Source organism: Enterocloster sp. OA13 (genome assembly GCF_022440595.1).
Taxonomy (GTDB): Bacteria; Bacillota; Clostridia; order Lachnospirales; family Lachnospiraceae; genus Enterocloster; species Enterocloster hominis.
Map to the genome: position 1 here is coordinate 1,266,913 of NZ_JAKNTF010000001.1, position 15,229 is coordinate 1,282,141.

At 51.4% G+C, this 15,229-nt stretch carries 12 protein-coding genes; 10 read left to right on the top strand and 2 right to left on the bottom strand.

Features of this window, described 5'->3' with window-relative positions:
* The first annotated feature begins 283 nt into the window (after window positions 1–283).
* Entirely contained in the window at window positions 284–1,201 is a 918-nt protein-coding gene (locus MCJ35_RS05535; protein WP_025482579.1) for a hypothetical protein, read from the top strand.
* A gap of 134 nt (window positions 1,202–1,335) precedes the next feature.
* Here MCJ35_RS05535 and MCJ35_RS05540 read toward each other — a convergent pair whose 3' ends face one another.
* Together MCJ35_RS05540 and MCJ35_RS05545 are read right to left on the bottom strand one after the other, a co-directional pair.
* Window positions 1,336–2,217 carry a LysR family transcriptional regulator gene (locus MCJ35_RS05540; RefSeq protein WP_025482578.1) on the bottom strand — a complete coding sequence of 294 codons (882 nt, stop codon included), beginning with the start codon at window positions 2,215–2,217 and terminating at the stop codon, window positions 1,336–1,338.
* A gap of 248 nt (window positions 2,218–2,465) precedes the next feature.
* Window positions 2,466–3,365: a LysR family transcriptional regulator gene (locus MCJ35_RS05545; protein ID WP_025482576.1), complete on the bottom strand. Its 900-nt coding sequence runs from the start codon at window positions 3,363–3,365 to the stop codon at window positions 2,466–2,468.
* A gap of 173 nt (window positions 3,366–3,538) precedes the next feature.
* On the opposite strand from MCJ35_RS05545, the gene MCJ35_RS05550 reads away from it, so the two are divergent.
* The 9 genes from MCJ35_RS05550 to infB all read left to right on the top strand — a co-directional run bounded on the left by MCJ35_RS05550 (window position 3,539) and on the right by infB (window position 15,051).
* Window positions 3,539–4,816, top strand: a complete 1,278-nt coding sequence (locus MCJ35_RS05550) for an L-cysteine desulfidase family protein (RefSeq protein WP_008723002.1) — start codon at window positions 3,539–3,541, stop codon at window positions 4,814–4,816.
* A gap of 2 nt (window positions 4,817–4,818) precedes the next feature.
* On the top strand, window positions 4,819–6,012 hold the full coding sequence (locus MCJ35_RS05555) for a dicarboxylate/amino acid:cation symporter (protein ID WP_025482575.1): 1,194 nt from the start codon (window positions 4,819–4,821) through the stop codon (window positions 6,010–6,012).
* Window positions 6,013–6,385: 373 nt separating this feature from the next.
* Window positions 6,386–7,645, top strand: a complete 1,260-nt coding sequence (hydF, locus tag MCJ35_RS05560; protein WP_025482574.1) for a [FeFe] hydrogenase H-cluster maturation GTPase HydF — start codon at window positions 6,386–6,388, stop codon at window positions 7,643–7,645.
* A gap of 225 nt (window positions 7,646–7,870) precedes the next feature.
* On the top strand, window positions 7,871–9,010 hold the full coding sequence (gene nagA / locus MCJ35_RS05565; protein WP_008723008.1) for an N-acetylglucosamine-6-phosphate deacetylase: 1,140 nt from the start codon (window positions 7,871–7,873) through the stop codon (window positions 9,008–9,010).
* Window positions 9,011–9,183: 173 nt separating this feature from the next.
* A complete protein-coding gene (locus tag MCJ35_RS05570; protein WP_008723010.1) occupies window positions 9,184–9,651 on the top strand; it encodes a ribosome maturation factor RimP in 468 nt (155 codons plus the stop codon).
* A 51-nt stretch (window positions 9,652–9,702) separates the two neighbouring features.
* Window positions 9,703–10,890: a transcription termination factor NusA gene (gene nusA / locus MCJ35_RS05575; protein ID WP_025482573.1), complete on the top strand. Its 1,188-nt coding sequence runs from the start codon at window positions 9,703–9,705 to the stop codon at window positions 10,888–10,890.
* A 67-nt stretch (window positions 10,891–10,957) separates the two neighbouring features.
* A complete protein-coding gene (gene rnpM / locus MCJ35_RS05580; protein WP_008723014.1) occupies window positions 10,958–11,230 on the top strand; it encodes an RNase P modulator RnpM in 273 nt (90 codons plus the stop codon).
* A complete protein-coding gene (locus MCJ35_RS05585) occupies window positions 11,190–11,555 on the top strand; it encodes a L7Ae/L30e/S12e/Gadd45 family ribosomal protein (RefSeq protein ID WP_420361333.1) in 366 nt (121 codons plus the stop codon). The genes rnpM and MCJ35_RS05585 overlap by 41 nt, the downstream gene beginning before the upstream one ends.
* Complete coding sequence (gene infB / locus MCJ35_RS05590; protein ID WP_240299386.1) at window positions 11,542–15,051, top strand: translation initiation factor IF-2; 3,510 nt, start codon at window positions 11,542–11,544, stop codon at window positions 15,049–15,051. Before MCJ35_RS05585 ends, infB begins: the two co-directional genes overlap by 14 nt.
* Window positions 15,052–15,229 lie beyond the last annotated feature (178 nt).

Consider the following 15,229-nt stretch of genomic DNA (forward strand, 5'->3'; position numbering starts at 1 on the left):
CGGATGTCCACTGAGAGGGGCATCCGTTTTTTACATGTTATCCATTGAATTGTGGGTAAATCCATGCTAATATAACACCATGGATTGTGTCTGCGGAACTTCTTTTCCGCAGGAATTCTAATCATCTGCAATCAGCAGATATCGGGACGCCAGGGCGTTTCAGAAGGCCGGTTCGGCCAAAGATTCAATTTCAGCAGATAAAATATGGGGATAAGGAGGGATGATGCCGCGGGATTGTTGAAAAAAAGCAGTATTTCCATTATAATTGAAGGGAGAAGGAAGGATGGTCAACAAACCACTGCAGTGGCACTGTGCGTTCCAGGCCATATTGCAGATTGAATTGGAGGAGGACCAGGACTGCCTCCAGTTTCTGAAGGAGTATAATCTCACGGAAAAACCTCTGAGGATTGATACGCTGGTGGTAAAAAAGATACCGGGCCAGGCCGTTAGGAAGAATATCGGCCGGATTTTCAGGCAGTATAATGTGATGGAATACAAAGGCCCCGGGGATTATCTTAGCGTCAATGATTTCTATAAGGTGATGGGATATACCGGTGTCCTGCAGTCAAATACAAAACGTGAGCAGGAGATACGACCGGATGACCTGACCGTATCCTTCATAGGATTCCATTACCCAAGGAAACTGATCGGTTTTTTAAAAGCCCGGTATTCCGCTGGGGTAGAAGAGGTTTTTCCGGGTATTTACTATGTGTCCGGTTTGATGTTCCCCACGCAGGTCGTGGTACAGAATCAGTTGTCAAAGCTGGAAAATATATGGCTGAGCAGACTGTGTGGGAATCTTGGAAGGCAGGATGATATTGAGGTTCTGGCAAAGGAATACAAGGGAAAGGATAAAGATCCCTTGTACAGCGCTGCCATGGATTTGATTGTCCGGGCAAATTGGAATGTATACGAGGAGGGGATTGAAATGTGTGATGCATTGAACGAGTTGTTTGCTGAAAAAATGGAAAAATCAAAACAGGAGTGGAAGGCGGAAGCGAAAGCGGAAGGAAAAGCGGAAGGAAAAGCGGAAGGAATCGCAGAGGCGATTCTGGCATTCCTTGACCATCTGGGGGATGTGCCGGCTGGTTTGAGAAGACATGTGCTGTCCCAGAAGAATCTTGAAGTATTGAATAAATGGTTTGAGATAGCAATAAAGTCAGATACAGTAAGGACTTTCCGGCAGAATACCGGATTATGACGGATACTTTTGCACGCCTTCCTGAATCCGGGAACCCACTGCATCATATTGCCGTCGATGATAAAAACAGCCCTGCCGCATTGGCAAGGCTGTTTTCATATGGTCAATGACGTCCCCCGGCAAGCGGCAATGCGTCAATATAAAAACTCCAGGAATGTCTTGAGTGCCATGGCCTGGTTGGAAGGGTGGTACGCAAAGCCGATGGTCCTTCTGTGGATGGGAATCTCCAGGGGTATCTCCACCAGGGAGCCGTTGTCCAGCTCCTTTTGCACCAGTTCCTTTATGACACAGCCGATTCCAAGGCCGATTTTTGCAAATTCAATCAACAGGTCCATGGTGGTCACTTCCAGGACCTGGCGCGGCAGTATGTTGTTATCCGACATGTACTCATCCACATGGTGGCGGGTCATGTTGCTGGTATCCAGGAGCATGATGTTGCCGGTCTCAAAAATATTGGTGTCCCTGCCTTCCCTTAGATACAGGTTTTCAAGGTAGGACGGGGTGGTGACAAAGATATCCTGTATGTCCATCACAGGTATGAACGCAAGATCCCTGCGCACCGAAGGCTCTGCAACCAATCCCAGGTCAATCTTCTGCTGTTCCAGGCGGGTCAGGGTCAGGGCCGTGGACTGGCTCTCAATGGTTACCTTCATGTGCGGGTATTGGTCGATGAAGGTTTTCAGGTAAGGGAGCAGGATATATTTGCACAGGGTATTGCTGACGCCGATGCGCAGATGGCCGATATCAAATTCCTGGATCCGCTTAAGCTCCATTTCCCCGCGGTCCAGGGCATCAAATGCCTCCCTGGTATGTTCAAACAGGATTTCCCCCTCCGCTGTAAGCTGTACGCCTCTGGAACTGCGGGTGAAAAGGGACAGCCCCAGGCTGTCCTCCAGCTTGCTGATGGCCTTGCTGATGGCTGGCTGGCTGATATAGAGTTCCTTGGCAGCCTTGGAAATATTCCCGGCTTTTGCCACCTCGTAGAATATCTTGTATTGTGACAGGTTCTGCTCCATGATTGTCCTCCCTGCAATATAACATTTTTTCATATGAAAATGTGTACTGTATAACTTTCATTATAACAACACATGTCCTGAAATGTAAAGTACGGAAGGGGATGATTTTCAAGGATTTTAAAAAATGTAATTTTCCTCTTTTCGGTTCACCTTCCCTATTTTCCATAATATACTTATAATATATCCTCCTGGATGAAAAACTGCAGCCGTACCGGCATAGGAATGGTCCTGCAGGATGGATGGCGGATTTACCTGCCGGGGGCGGGAGGAAGGAATGTCCCGGCCAATTCGATGAATGCATTCATTTCACGGGTCACCCATTTATCCTTATGGTAGACAATCTGGCGCCAGGTCTGCATGTGGAAATCCTTCACATTAAGGGCCGCCAGGCAGCCGGATTCAATGTCGGAGAGGATGGTAAACCTGGGAAGGAAGGAGACGCCCATATTGGCCCGCAGCAGGTTGATGATGAATTCCGTATTCCCGATTTCGAGGAAAGGGCGGATGGTCATGTCCTGGGCTGCCAGGTATTGCTCCAGTATGAAACGGTAGCTTGCATTTTTCTCAGTCAGGATGAAGGGCTGTCCAATGACTTGGGGCAGGTCCAGGTCCTTCCGGCCGGAAAATGGGTGCTTTACGGAGGATACGAATACAATGTCCTCAGGCTCTTCCAGGACCTTGATCCATTTGTCGTCATACATACGCTTGTCTAGAAAATACACGATGTCAATGGCATTGCTGTTCATCATGTCCAGCAGGGTACCTGGGGAATCGGTGATGATGCTTACGTTAACCCGTGGGTACAGACGGTGGTACTCTTTTAACAGAGGGGGGAAGATGGATGCACAGATGGACTCAATGGTGCCAAGGCACAGGCTTCCGGTCAGTTCCGTGGCTTCCGTCACGGCATCCCTGGCGCATTCCAGATCCCGCATGATGGCGGCCGCATGTTCAAAGAACACAACGCCCTGATGGGTTAAGGTGGTCTGTTTGCCAATGCGGTCAAACAGGTGGACATTCAGCTCTTTCTCCAGCTGCTTGACCTGGATGGTGACAGCGGCCTGGGAATATCCCAGCTGCTTGGCTGCTTTTGAAAAACTTTTTAACTGAGCTACCTGAAGAAATGTTGCAATCTCTCGTAATTCCATAGTATACGTCCTTTTTAAATTGATTTTTCTATAAAAATTTTTAAACTATATCATAAAAACATTAAATTTTACAACCATTTGTTTTTATGGTACATTAAGCTTAATGAGAAATCAATACCAAATAATGACTATTTTCCCAAAAATCAGTCAAAAAAAGAAAGGAATCAAATATCATGGAAAAAGACAATGTAAAGTACAACGCGTATATTCAGATACTGAAGGAGGAACTGCTTCCTGCCATGGGATGTACGGAGCCCATTGCCCTGGCCTATGGCGCTGCATTGGCCAGAAAAGTACTGGGGGATCTGCCGGACAGGGTGGTTATCGGGGCGAGCGGAAGTATCATCAAGAACGTGAAATCCGTGATTGTTCCTAATACAGACCATTTAAAAGGAATCCCGGCCGCGGCGACAGCCGGAATCGTGGCAGGTGACCCGGATAAGGAGCTGGAGGTAATTGCCCAGGTGACACCGGAGCAGATTGCGCAGATGAAGGAATTTATAGGGAATACCGACATTGAGGTGGAACATGTTGACAATGGCATCACCTTTGACATCATCGTGACACTGTATAAAGGAAGTTCCTATGCAAAGGTGCGTATCGCCAATTATCATACCAATGTCGTACTGGTTGAAAAGGACGGGGAGGTTTTAAAACAGATAGAAGTGGCCGGAGAGGACGAGGAGGGCCTGACGGACAGAAGCCTTCTTAATATGGAAGATATCTGGGATTTCATCAACACGGTTGACATTGCGGACATCAAGGAGGTCCTGGACCGTCAGATTTCCTACAACATGGCCATTGCAGAGGAGGGCATCAAGGGGAACTACGGCGCCAACATCGGCAAGGTGCTGCTTGATATGTCAGGCAATGATGTACGCACCAGGGCAAAGGCCATGGCGGCAGCTGGTTCCGACGCCAGGATGAACGGCTGCGAACTGCCGGTCATCATCAATTCAGGCAGCGGGAACCAGGGGATTACGGCATCGGTACCGGTCCTTGTATATGCTGAGGAGCTGAAGGTCACTGAGGAGAAGAAATACAGGGCGCTGGCTCTGTCTAACCTTACTGCCATTCATCAGAAAACGCCAATCGGAAGATTATCCGCATATTGCGGCGCGGTCAGCGCAGGGGCAGGGGCAGGAGCAGGAATCGCTTATCTGTGCGGCGGAAGCTACAAGGAAATCGTACATACGGTTGTCAATGCCCTTGCCATTGTATCCGGCATTGTCTGTGACGGTGCAAAGGCGTCCTGCGCAGCCAAGATTGCTTCGGCGGTTGATGCAGGGATCCTGGGCTATAACATGTATATCCGCGGTCAGCAGTTCTATGGAGGAGACGGCATCGTGACAAAGGGTGTGGAGGAAACACTTAAGAATGTTGGCAGGCTTGGAAAGGAAGGAATGAAGGAGACCAACGAGGAGATAATTAAAATCATGATTGGAGATTAGGTATGAAAAAAATAACAGGTAGTTTACCGTTCCGATTACTGTTGGGTGTTATCCTCGGTATCATCGTCGGACAGATTTGCGGCGATGGTCTTATGCACGTCATTGTAACAGTTAAGTACATATTGAATCAGATTATTGTATTCTGTGTTCCGTTAATCATTATTGGTTTCATTGCCCCTTCGATTACAAGGCTGGGCAATAACGCATCAAAAATGCTTGGGGTTGCTGTTACGCTTGCATATGTCTCGTCAATCGGTGCTGCGCTGTTTGCCATGATGGCAGGCTATTTCCTGATTCCTCATCTGTCCATTATTTCTGAGGTGGAGGAACTTAAGAAACTGCCTGACATCGTGTTCCAGCTGGATATTCCCCAGATCATGCCGGTCATGAGCGCCCTTGTGTTTTCCCTGCTTCTTGGTCTGGCGGCTACATGGACCAAGGCAGAGGTAATCACGGATGTCCTGGAGGAGTTCCAGCAGATTGTTCTTTCCATTGTGACAAAAGTAGTCATTCCGTTGCTTCCTGTTTTTATTGCATTTACATTCTGCGCCTTATCATATGAAGGCACCATTACAAAACAGCTGCCTGTATTTTTAAAGGTGGTAATCATTGTCATGATTGGACATTTCATCTGGATGACCCTGCTTTATGTGATTGCCGGTGTCTATTCAGGAGCGAATCCCCTGGATGTCATCCGGAACTACGGGCCGGCCTACATCACTGCGGTAGGTACCATGTCTTCCGCAGCCACCCTTGCGGTCGCCCTGCGCTGTGCCAAGAAGTCACAGCCGCCCCTGCGGGATGATATGGTGGATTTCGGCATTCCACTGTTTGCCAATATCCATCTGTGCGGATCTGTGCTGACGGAAGTATTCTTTGTCATGACGGTGAACAAGATACTCTACGGTTTCATCCCCTCCATGGGGACCATGGTTTTATTCTGTGCACTCTTAGGCATATTTGCCATTGGAGCGCCCGGTGTGCCAGGAGGCACGGTAATGGCGTCCCTGGGGCTGATAATAGGTGTCCTTGGATTTGATGAGTCGGGCACGGCATTGATGTTAACTATTTTCGCCCTCCAGGACAGCTTCGGGACCGCATGCAACGTGACTGGCGACGGCGCCCTGACCATGATCCTTACCGGATTTGCGCAGAAACATGGGATTAAGAGACAGAAGCTTGAGAGTGGTCTGTGACTGGGGCCGGATGGGCTGCCAGTGGTCTATAGGATGTCCAAGTACCGTTCTCCTTCCTGTGTCCAAAGGCCGTTTTATCCACGGGGATTGACAGCCTGGGGGAATATGTAGTAAGATGGAAAAAACAGGCTTCTGCGCTGGCAGGTATCCCTTACAGCAAAGCAGCCCGCGCGGATATTCCCAAAACAGGATACCGCGGACAGACGGGAACAGAATATGTGTTGACTGACCTGAAGCAGGGCTGAGAGGGAAGGCGGGTACACTTGAACGTAATTGTCAGGATACGCCTGTTTTGGCGTATCCTGTTTTATGTTTTGGGATATTTTATGTTTTGGGACATGATGCAGAACACGGACAGGAGGAACAGATACATATGGGAATGAATGACACACCTTCATCAGAACGGGTCCATATCGGATTTTTTGGAAGGAGGAATGCCGGAAAGTCCAGCGTGCTCAATGCTGTCACAGGCCAGGACCTGGCCGTGGTATCCGGGGTAAAGGGAACCACCACGGATCCCGTGCAGAAGGCCATGGAGCTTCTTCCCCTGGGCCCGGTGGTGATGATTGACACCCCTGGAATTGATGATGAGGGGGAACTGGGCGGCCTGCGTGTGAAAAAGAGCTACCAGGTGCTTAATAAGACGGATGTGGCGGTCCTGGTGGTGGACCATGGCCAAGGTATGGCGGCTGAGGACCGGGCGCTTCTTAAGAGGATACAGGAAAAGCATATACCGTGTGTGATTGCCTGCAATAAGGCGGACCTGGATGATCCGGCTGAGGATCCGTGTAATCCGGGAAAGCAGGTGGAAGCAGGCGGGGAACCGCAGGAACCATATCCGGCTTCCCTTCCCGTAATCAAGGTCAGCGCCCTTACCGGACAGGGCATTGATGAACTCAAGGAATGTCTGGCGGACCTGGGGAAGGTACAGGAGAGCGGGCGCAGGATTGTGGGGGATCTGCTGGAGCCATCGGATTTTGTCGTCCTGGTGGTGCCTATTGATAAGGCTGCGCCCAAGGGACGCCTTATCCTTCCGCAGCAGCAGACCATACGGGATATCCTGGAAGCGGATGCGGCCTCCATTGTACTGAAGGAGGATGAACTGGCAAAGGCGCTGCCGGCGCTGGGAAAGAAACCGAAGATGGTCATCACGGACAGCCAGGTATTTGGAAGGGTGGCAAAGGATACGCCGGAGGATATCCTGCTGACATCATTTTCCATCCTGTTTGCAAGGTATAAGGGAAATCTGGCGCCCTTGGTAAAGGGGGCGGCGGCCTTAAAGGGTATCGCCGCGGGCGATAAAATCCTGATTTCGGAGGGGTGTACCCACCACAGGCAGTGCAATGATATCGGAACCGTGAAACTGCCTGGCTGGATTCGGCAGTATACCGGCGTGGAACCGGAGTTCCATTTTACATCCGGAACAGGGTTTCCCGATGATTTAAGCGGGTACAGCCTCATTGTCCACTGCGGCGGATGCATGCTTAATGAAAGGGAGATGAAGTACAGGATGGAGTGTGCGAGGGACCAGGGAATCCCAATGACCAATTATGGCATATTGATTGCCTATACCCAGGGAATCCTGAAACGAAGCCTGGGGCCGTTCCCGGAGATTGCATCCCTTCTCGGATGAAATGAAAATAAAATAGTTTTAAATGTATAAGATAAAGGTACGGAATCAGGCGGTCTGCCTGTTTCCGTGCCTTTTGCCGTGTTGCTGCCTGCCACCGGAAATAAAATAAAAAGAAAATATTTTTATTTATGATTTAATATTGAAAATTATTTTTTGTGTGCTATACTTGTGATAAGGGAAGTTAATTATAGACAGAATAATATCATATGGAAAAGGAGAAGCGATATGAAGATTCAGGGTAAGAGAGTCTGGATTGCAGGCCAGTTCATGGCGGCCCAGATGGAGATTGAGAACGGGACCATTAAGCGGATTGACGGGTACGGTGCAGGTACGGCGGACCAGGATTACGGGGATAAGAGGATCCTGCCCGGGTTTATTGACATCCATACCCATGGCGCCTATGATTTTGATACCAACGACGGGGAGCCGGAGGGACTTCGCAACTGGATGAAGCGGATTCCGGAAGAGGGCGTCACATCCATCCTTCCAACCACGGTGACCCAGATGCCCGAGGTGCTCACCAAGGCGGTTGCCAATGTGGCGCGCGTGGCCAAAGAGGGATATGAGGGCGCTGAGATACTGGGAATCCATTTTGAGGGACCTTTCCTGGATATGGAGTATAAGGGGGCCCAGCCGCCGGAGGCCATTGCAGTTGCTTCGGTGGAGCAGTTCAAGAAGTACCAGGAAGCTGCCGGGGGGATGATTAAGTATATTACCCTGGCGCCTGAGCGCGATCCGGACCATGCGCTGACAAGATACTGTTCCACCCACGGCGTGGTGGTCAGCATGGGACATTCGGCGGCAACCTATGAGCAGGCACTGTTAGGCATTGCCAACGGCGCCACCTCCATGACCCATGTTTATAACGGCATGACCCCATACCATCACCGCAAGCCGGGGCTGGTGGGGACCGCGCTCAGGGTCAGGGATATATATGGGGAGATCATCTGCGACGGCTGTCATTCCCATCTGGCTGCGCTGAATAATTTCTTTACAGCCAAGGGCAGGGATTACTCCATCATGATCAGCGATTCCCTCAGGGCGAAGCACTGCCCTCCGGGAGGACAGTACCAGCTGGGCGGCCATGACATAGAGATTGGCGATGACGGCCTGGCAAGGCTTAAGGGGACCGATACCATTGCGGGAAGCACGCTGAACTTAAACCGGGGCCTTAAGATCCTGGTGGAGGACGCCATGGTGCCCTTTGACACGGCAGTCAATTCCTGCACCATCAACCCGGCCAGATGCCTTGGGGTGGATGACCGCAAGGGCAGGATTGCAGTGGGCTGTGACGCGGACCTGGTGGTGCTGGAGGATGATTACAGTGTGCTCCAGACCTGGTGCAAGGGACGTGCAATGCTCTAAAATACGGGATATTTTCAATAAAATCCCTGAAAATGCTTGCATTTACCAGAACATGATGGTATAGTGTATACGATAACTAATGTAGAGTACTGATAAAGAGTGGACGCCGGTCCACTCTTTCGTTTTGAGTAGAGCTCATACAATACTGTACGGATTGGAAAGGTGGTGTAGCAATGGGAAAAAAGGAAAACTATGAGAGCAGGGTGGAACGTTACCTCCTGCCGCTGATGGAAGAACATCATTTTGAGCTTGTGGATGTGGAATATGTAAAGGAAGCAGGAACCTGGTATCTGAGGGCTTATATTGATAAAGAAGGCGGAATTGCAGTGGATGACTGTGAGGTCATCAGCAGGAAGCTTGGGGATTGGCTGGATAAAGAAGATTTCATTGATGAAAGCTATATCCTGGAGGTCAGTTCCCCGGGACTTGGCCGTCCCCTTAAAAAGGAAAAGGATTTTATCAGAAGCATGGGCAAGGACGTGGATGTGCGTCTGTACCGCCAGATTGATAAGCAGAAGGAATTTACAGGGGCCTTAAGTGCATATGATGGGAATACTGTGACGCTGACCATGGAAGACGGAAGCCAGATGGTATTTGAAAAGCCGGATATTGCCCTGATACGGCTGGCACTGGATTTCTGATACTGCATTGATAGTTAATTCACATGCCCAGGCATGGATAGGAGGATAAACATGAACAAGGAACTGTTAGAGGCAATGGAAGTGTTGGAGAAGGAGAAGAACATCGCCAAGGACACACTGATTGAAGCGATTGAAAACTCACTGCTCACAGCCTGTAAGAACCATTTTGGAAAAGCCGATAACGTAAAAGTCACGGTAAACCCCAACACCTGTGATTTTGCTGTATATGCAGAAAAAACCGTGGTGGAGCAGGTGGAAGACGATATAATGGAAATCAGCCTGGCGGATGCCAAGATGCTGAGCCCCAAGTATGATTTGGGTGATACGGTGCAGATCCCGCTGGATTCCAAGAAATTCGGCCGTATTGCAACACAGAATGCCAAGAATGTGATTTTACAGAAAATCCGTGAGGAAGAGCGTAAGGTTCTTTACAATGAGTATTATACTAAGGAAAAGGATGTCATGACCGGCATCGTGCAGCGTTATCTTGGCAGGAACGTAAGCATCAACCTTGGAAGGGTGGATGCAATCCTCAATGAGAGCGAGCAGGTAAAGGGCGAGACCTTCCGGCCGACCGAGCGTATCAAGGTATATGTGCTGGAGGTTAAGGACACGCCGAAGGGACCAAGGGTTTCCGTGTCAAGGACACACCCGGACCTTGTTAAGCGCCTGTTTGAGTCCGAGGTTGCAGAGGTGCGTGACGGCACCGTGGAGATTAAGGCCATTGCCAGGGAAGCAGGTTCCAGGACAAAGATTGCAGTTAAATCCAATGATTCCAACGTGGATCCGGTAGGCGCATGCGTCGGCCTTAACGGGGCAAGGGTGAACGCCATTGTAAGTGAACTCAGGGGTGAAAAAATCGATATCATTAACTGGGATGACAATCCTGCCTATCTGATTGAGAACGCATTAAGCCCGGCCAAGGTGATCTGTGTGGTGGCGGACGAGGAAGAGCGCGAGGCACAGGTAATCGTGCCGGATTACCAGCTTTCCCTGGCCATTGGCAAGGAAGGACAGAACGCAAGGCTGGCAGCAAGGCTGACCGGATTCAAGATTGACATCAAGAGCGAGACCCAGGCAAGGGAGATGGGGCTTTTTGAGCAGATGGGGCTTCAGTACGGAGATACCCCTGCGCCAAGTTTCGAGGAAGACAGCTTTGAGGACGACAGCTTAGAAGATACAGAAAACTATCCGGAATATGAAGAGGGCTACCAGGAAGACGGAAACCAGCAGGAATAGGAAATTCCACGATAAGACAGGTTGTGGAGAGATTAGGGATACTCTGAAAAGATTAGGAGTGATGTGAGTGAGTATTAAGAAAGTTCCGCTCAGGCAGTGCATTGGCTGCCAGGAGATGAAGAGCAAGAAAGAAATGATAAGAGTCATAAAAACCGCCGAAGATGAGATTATGTTAGATGCCACCGGCCGTAAGAACGGAAGAGGCGCTTACCTGTGTCCATCAATGGAATGCTTAAAGAAGGCCGTGAAGAGCAAGGGGTTGGAACGGTCCTTCAAGATGGCGATTCCGAAAGAGGTATATGAAACTCTGGAAAAGGAGATGGAAGAGCTTGGTAAATAGCAAAAAACTGTTAAGCCTGATAGGCCTTGCAAAAAGGGCCAGGAAGGTGGTCAGCGGTGAATTTTCGACGGAAAAGTCTGTTAAGAGCGGAAAGTCACACATGGTAATCGTATCGGAGGAAGCTTCGGACAACACGAAGAAAATGTTTACCAATATGTGCACTCACTATAAAGTCCCAATCTATCTGTTTGGTACCAAGGATGAACTGGGGCACGCCATGGGGCAGGAGTTTCGAGCATCCCTGTCCGTGGAAGATGCAGGGTTCGCAAAGTCAATGGCAGGACTAATGAATATAAATGGAGGTAGTTTGAATGAGAGTAAGTGAACTGGCAAATGAACTGGGTAAAACCAGTAAAGAAATATTGGAAATCATAAAACAAAAAGACAACGCAGCCGCCTTGTACGCTGCATCGAATGTGACGAGGGATCAGGAGAATATTGTGCGGAATTCATTAAGCCCTAAAAAAGCAGCTGCCCCGAAGGCAGAGGCACCAAAAAAGGAGGCGCCAAAAGCAGAAGCGCCCAGGACAGAGGCTCCTAAGACGGAGACCCCCAAGACGGAAGCACCAAGGACAGAGGCATCGAAGCCGGAAGCATCCAAGGCTGCGGAGTCAGCCGGCAAGGCAGAACCGGCCAAGAAAAAGCTGACAGCCGTGTTCCGCCCGCAGAATGCACAGCAGCAGATTAAGCGTCCGGTACCGCCAAAACCGCAGCCAAAGCCACAGCCGCAGCAGACACAGGCTCCAAAGACTGAGACGATGGCTGCAGCGCCGGCACCGCACCAGGAGCCGGTACGTCCCCAGGTTCAGGCCCAGGCAGCGGAGGCTGCGCCGGTTAAAGAAACCCCTGCAGCCCAGACAGCGCCTGCAGCCCAGACCGCAGATAAGGGGAATGCGCCTGACAGCCGCGAGGCCGCAAGGCCGCAGCATACATCCCAGGAAGGCCAGGGCAGCCATGAGGGAGGGTACCAGGGAAACCGTCCCCAGGGAGGTTATCAGGGTAACCGCGAGGGAGGCTACCAGGGCAACCGTTCTCAGGGAGGCTATCAGGGCAACCGCGAGGGAGGCTACCAGGGCAACCGTCCCCAGGGCGGAGGCTATCAGGGCAACCGTGAGGGAGGCTACCAGGGCAACCGTCCCCAGGGCGGAGGCTATCAGGGCAACCGCGAGGGAGGCTACCAGGGCAACCGTCCCCAGGGCGGAGGCTATCAGGGCAACCGTGAGGGAGGCTACCAGGGCAACCGTCCCCAGGGCGGAGGCTATCAGGGCAACCGCGAGGGAGGCTACCAGGGCAACCGTCCCCAGGGCGGAGGCTATCAGGGCAACCGTGAGGGAGGCTACCAGGGCAACCGTCCCCAGGGCGGAGGCTATCAGGGCAACCGCGAGGGAGGCTACCAGGGCAACCGTCCCCAGGGCGGAGGCTATCAGGGCAACCGCGAGGGAGGCTACCAGGGCAACCGTCCCCAGGGCGGAGGCTATCAGGGCAACCGCGAAGGAGGCTACCAGGGCAACCGTCCCCAGGGCGGAGGCTATCAGGGCAACCGCGAGGGAGGCTACCAGGGCAACCGTCCCCAGGGCGGAGGCTATCAGGGTAACCGCGAGGGAGGCTACCAGGGTAACCGTCCCCAGGGCGGAGGCTATCAGGGCAACCGCGAGGGAGGCTACCAGGGCAACCGTCCCCAGGGCGGGGGCTATCAGGGCAACCGTCCTCAGGGCGGGGGCTATCAGGGCAACCGTCCCCAGGGCGGAGGCTATCAGGGTAACCGTCCCCAGGGCGGAGGCTACGGCGGAAGGCCACAGGGCGGTTATGCAGGTGACAAGGATAAGGATGCAAGGGATACAAGAGGCGTAAGAGGAGACAGCCGCCGTCCGGGAACCAGGGACAGCAAGCCATCCTTTGAGACTTCCATCCAGGCTAAACCAACCAGTAACCGTCAGAACAAGAATGCACATAGAAATGACCGTTATGACAAGAGGGACCGCACAGAGGACGGAAAGAAAGTCCCGAAGACAGGCAAGGGCGCATTTATCATGCCGCAGCCTAAAAAGGAAGAGGCAAAGGCGGATGAAGTGAAGACCATCACCCTTCCGGATGTGCTGACCATCAGGGAGCTGGCGGATAAGATGAAGCTTCAGCCTTCTGTCATTGTCAAGAAACTCTTCTTAAAGGGCCAGATCGTAACCCTGAACCAGGAGATTGACTATGAGCAGGCAGAGGAGATTGCCATGGAATTTGACGTCCTCTGTGAAAAGGAAGTAAAGGTAGACGTGATTGCAGAACTTCTTAAGGAGGATGAAGAAAGCTCCGAGGATATGATACCCAGGTCACCGGTTGTGTGTGTCATGGGCCACGTTGACCACGGCAAGACATCCCTTCTGGATGCAATCCGCGAAACCAATGTGACTGCAAGGGAAGCCGGCGGCATCACACAGCATATCGGTGCATCTGTCATCGAAATCAATGACCGCAAGATCACCTTCCTTGATACGCCCGGACATGAGGCATTTACAGCAATGCGTATGAGGGGTGCCCAGTCAACGGATATTGCCATCCTGGTAGTTGCTGCAGACGACGGCGTGATGCCTCAGACCGTTGAGGCCATCAACCATGCAAAAGCGGCTGGGGTTGAAATCATTGTTGCCATCAACAAGATTGATAAGCCCAGCGCCAATGTGGATAAAGTAAAGCAGGAACTCTCCGAGTATGAACTGATTTCCGAGGATTGGGGCGGCAGCACTATATTTGTGCCTGTTTCCGCACATACTAAGGAAGGCATCACCGATCTTCTTGAGATGGTCCTTCTTACGGCAGATGTAATGGAGCTGAAAGCCAATCCGAACCGTAAGGGCAGAGGCCTTGTGATTGAGGCGGAGCTGGATAAGGGCAAGGGCCCGGTTGCAACCGTACTGGTACAGAAGGGTACGCTGCGTGTGGGTGATACCATTGCCGCCGGCGCATGCTTCGGAAAAATCCGTGCAATGATGGATGACCGGGGACGCCGTGTGAAGGAGGCCGGACCGTCCACACCTGTGGAAATCCTTGGCCTTAACGATGTGCCCAATGCAGGCGAAGTGTTTGTGGCAACTGAAAATGAGAAAGAAGCAAGAAGCTTTGCCGAGACATTTATCTCAGAAGGCAAGAATAAGCTGATTGAAGATACAAAAGCAAAACTGTCCCTGGATGACCTGTTCAGCCAGATTAAGGCAGGCAACGTAAAGGAACTGCCGCTTATCATCAAGGCAGACGTACAGGGTTCCGTGGAGGCTGTGAAGCAGAGCCTTACCAAGCTGTCCAACGAGGAAGTAATGGTTAAGGTCATCCATGGCGGCGTGGGTGCAATCAATGAATCCGATGTTTCCCTGGCATCCGCCAGCAACGCAATCATCATTGGTTTCAACATCCGTCCGGATGCAACCGCCAAGTCCATTGCCGAGAGGGAGAAAGTGGATGTCCGTCTTTACAAGGTCATCTATCAGGCCATCGAGGATGTGGAGGCAGCCATGAAGGGTATGCTGGATCCTGTATTTGAGGAAAAGGTAATCGGCCACGCCGTTATCCGCCAGACCTTCAAGGCGTCAGGAATCGGTACCATCGCAGGTTCCTATGTGCTGGACGGCAAGTTCCAGAGAGGCTGCAGCTGCCGCATCAAGAGGGGCACGGAGCAGATATTCGAGGGACCGCTGGCATCCTTAAAGCGTTTCAAGGACGATGTGAAGGAAGTGGCTGCAGGTTATGAGTGCGGTCTTGTATTTGAGAAGTTTAATGATCTTCAGGAAGATGATGAGATTGAGGCTTACATCATGGTAGAAGTACCCAGATAGGCCTATACAGATGATGACAGGCCCCACGCCTTAGGACGTGTTTGAAAATTCATTCCCGCCATCCGTACGTCCCACAAAGTGGAACGCACAGCTGACGGAAAGCAGTTTTCAAACACTCCCTGGCGCTGCGTTCCAACATGCGGCGCCGGGAAGCGCTGCGGCCTGTCACGTCCTTTCC

Coding starts and splice junctions, on each gene's coding strand:
- MCJ35_RS05535 (WP_025482579.1), top strand. CDS start 284: ATGGTCAACAAACCACTGCAGTGGCACTGTGCGTTCCAGGCCATATTG.
- MCJ35_RS05540 (WP_025482578.1), bottom strand. CDS start 2,217: ATGGAGCAGAACCTGTCACAATACAAGATATTCTACGAGGTGGCAAAA.
- MCJ35_RS05545 (WP_025482576.1), bottom strand. CDS start 3,365: ATGGAATTACGAGAGATTGCAACATTTCTTCAGGTAGCTCAGTTAAAA.
- MCJ35_RS05550 (WP_008723002.1), top strand. CDS start 3,539: ATGGAAAAAGACAATGTAAAGTACAACGCGTATATTCAGATACTGAAG.
- MCJ35_RS05555 (WP_025482575.1), top strand. CDS start 4,819: ATGAAAAAAATAACAGGTAGTTTACCGTTCCGATTACTGTTGGGTGTT.
- hydF (WP_025482574.1), top strand. CDS start 6,386: ATGGGAATGAATGACACACCTTCATCAGAACGGGTCCATATCGGATTT.
- nagA (WP_008723008.1), top strand. CDS start 7,871: ATGAAGATTCAGGGTAAGAGAGTCTGGATTGCAGGCCAGTTCATGGCG.
- MCJ35_RS05570 (WP_008723010.1), top strand. CDS start 9,184: ATGGGAAAAAAGGAAAACTATGAGAGCAGGGTGGAACGTTACCTCCTG.
- nusA (WP_025482573.1), top strand. CDS start 9,703: ATGAACAAGGAACTGTTAGAGGCAATGGAAGTGTTGGAGAAGGAGAAG.
- MCJ35_RS05585 (WP_420361333.1), top strand. CDS start 11,190: ATGAAACTCTGGAAAAGGAGATGGAAGAGCTTGGTAAATAGCAAAAAA.
- infB (WP_240299386.1), top strand. CDS start 11,542: ATGAGAGTAAGTGAACTGGCAAATGAACTGGGTAAAACCAGTAAAGAA.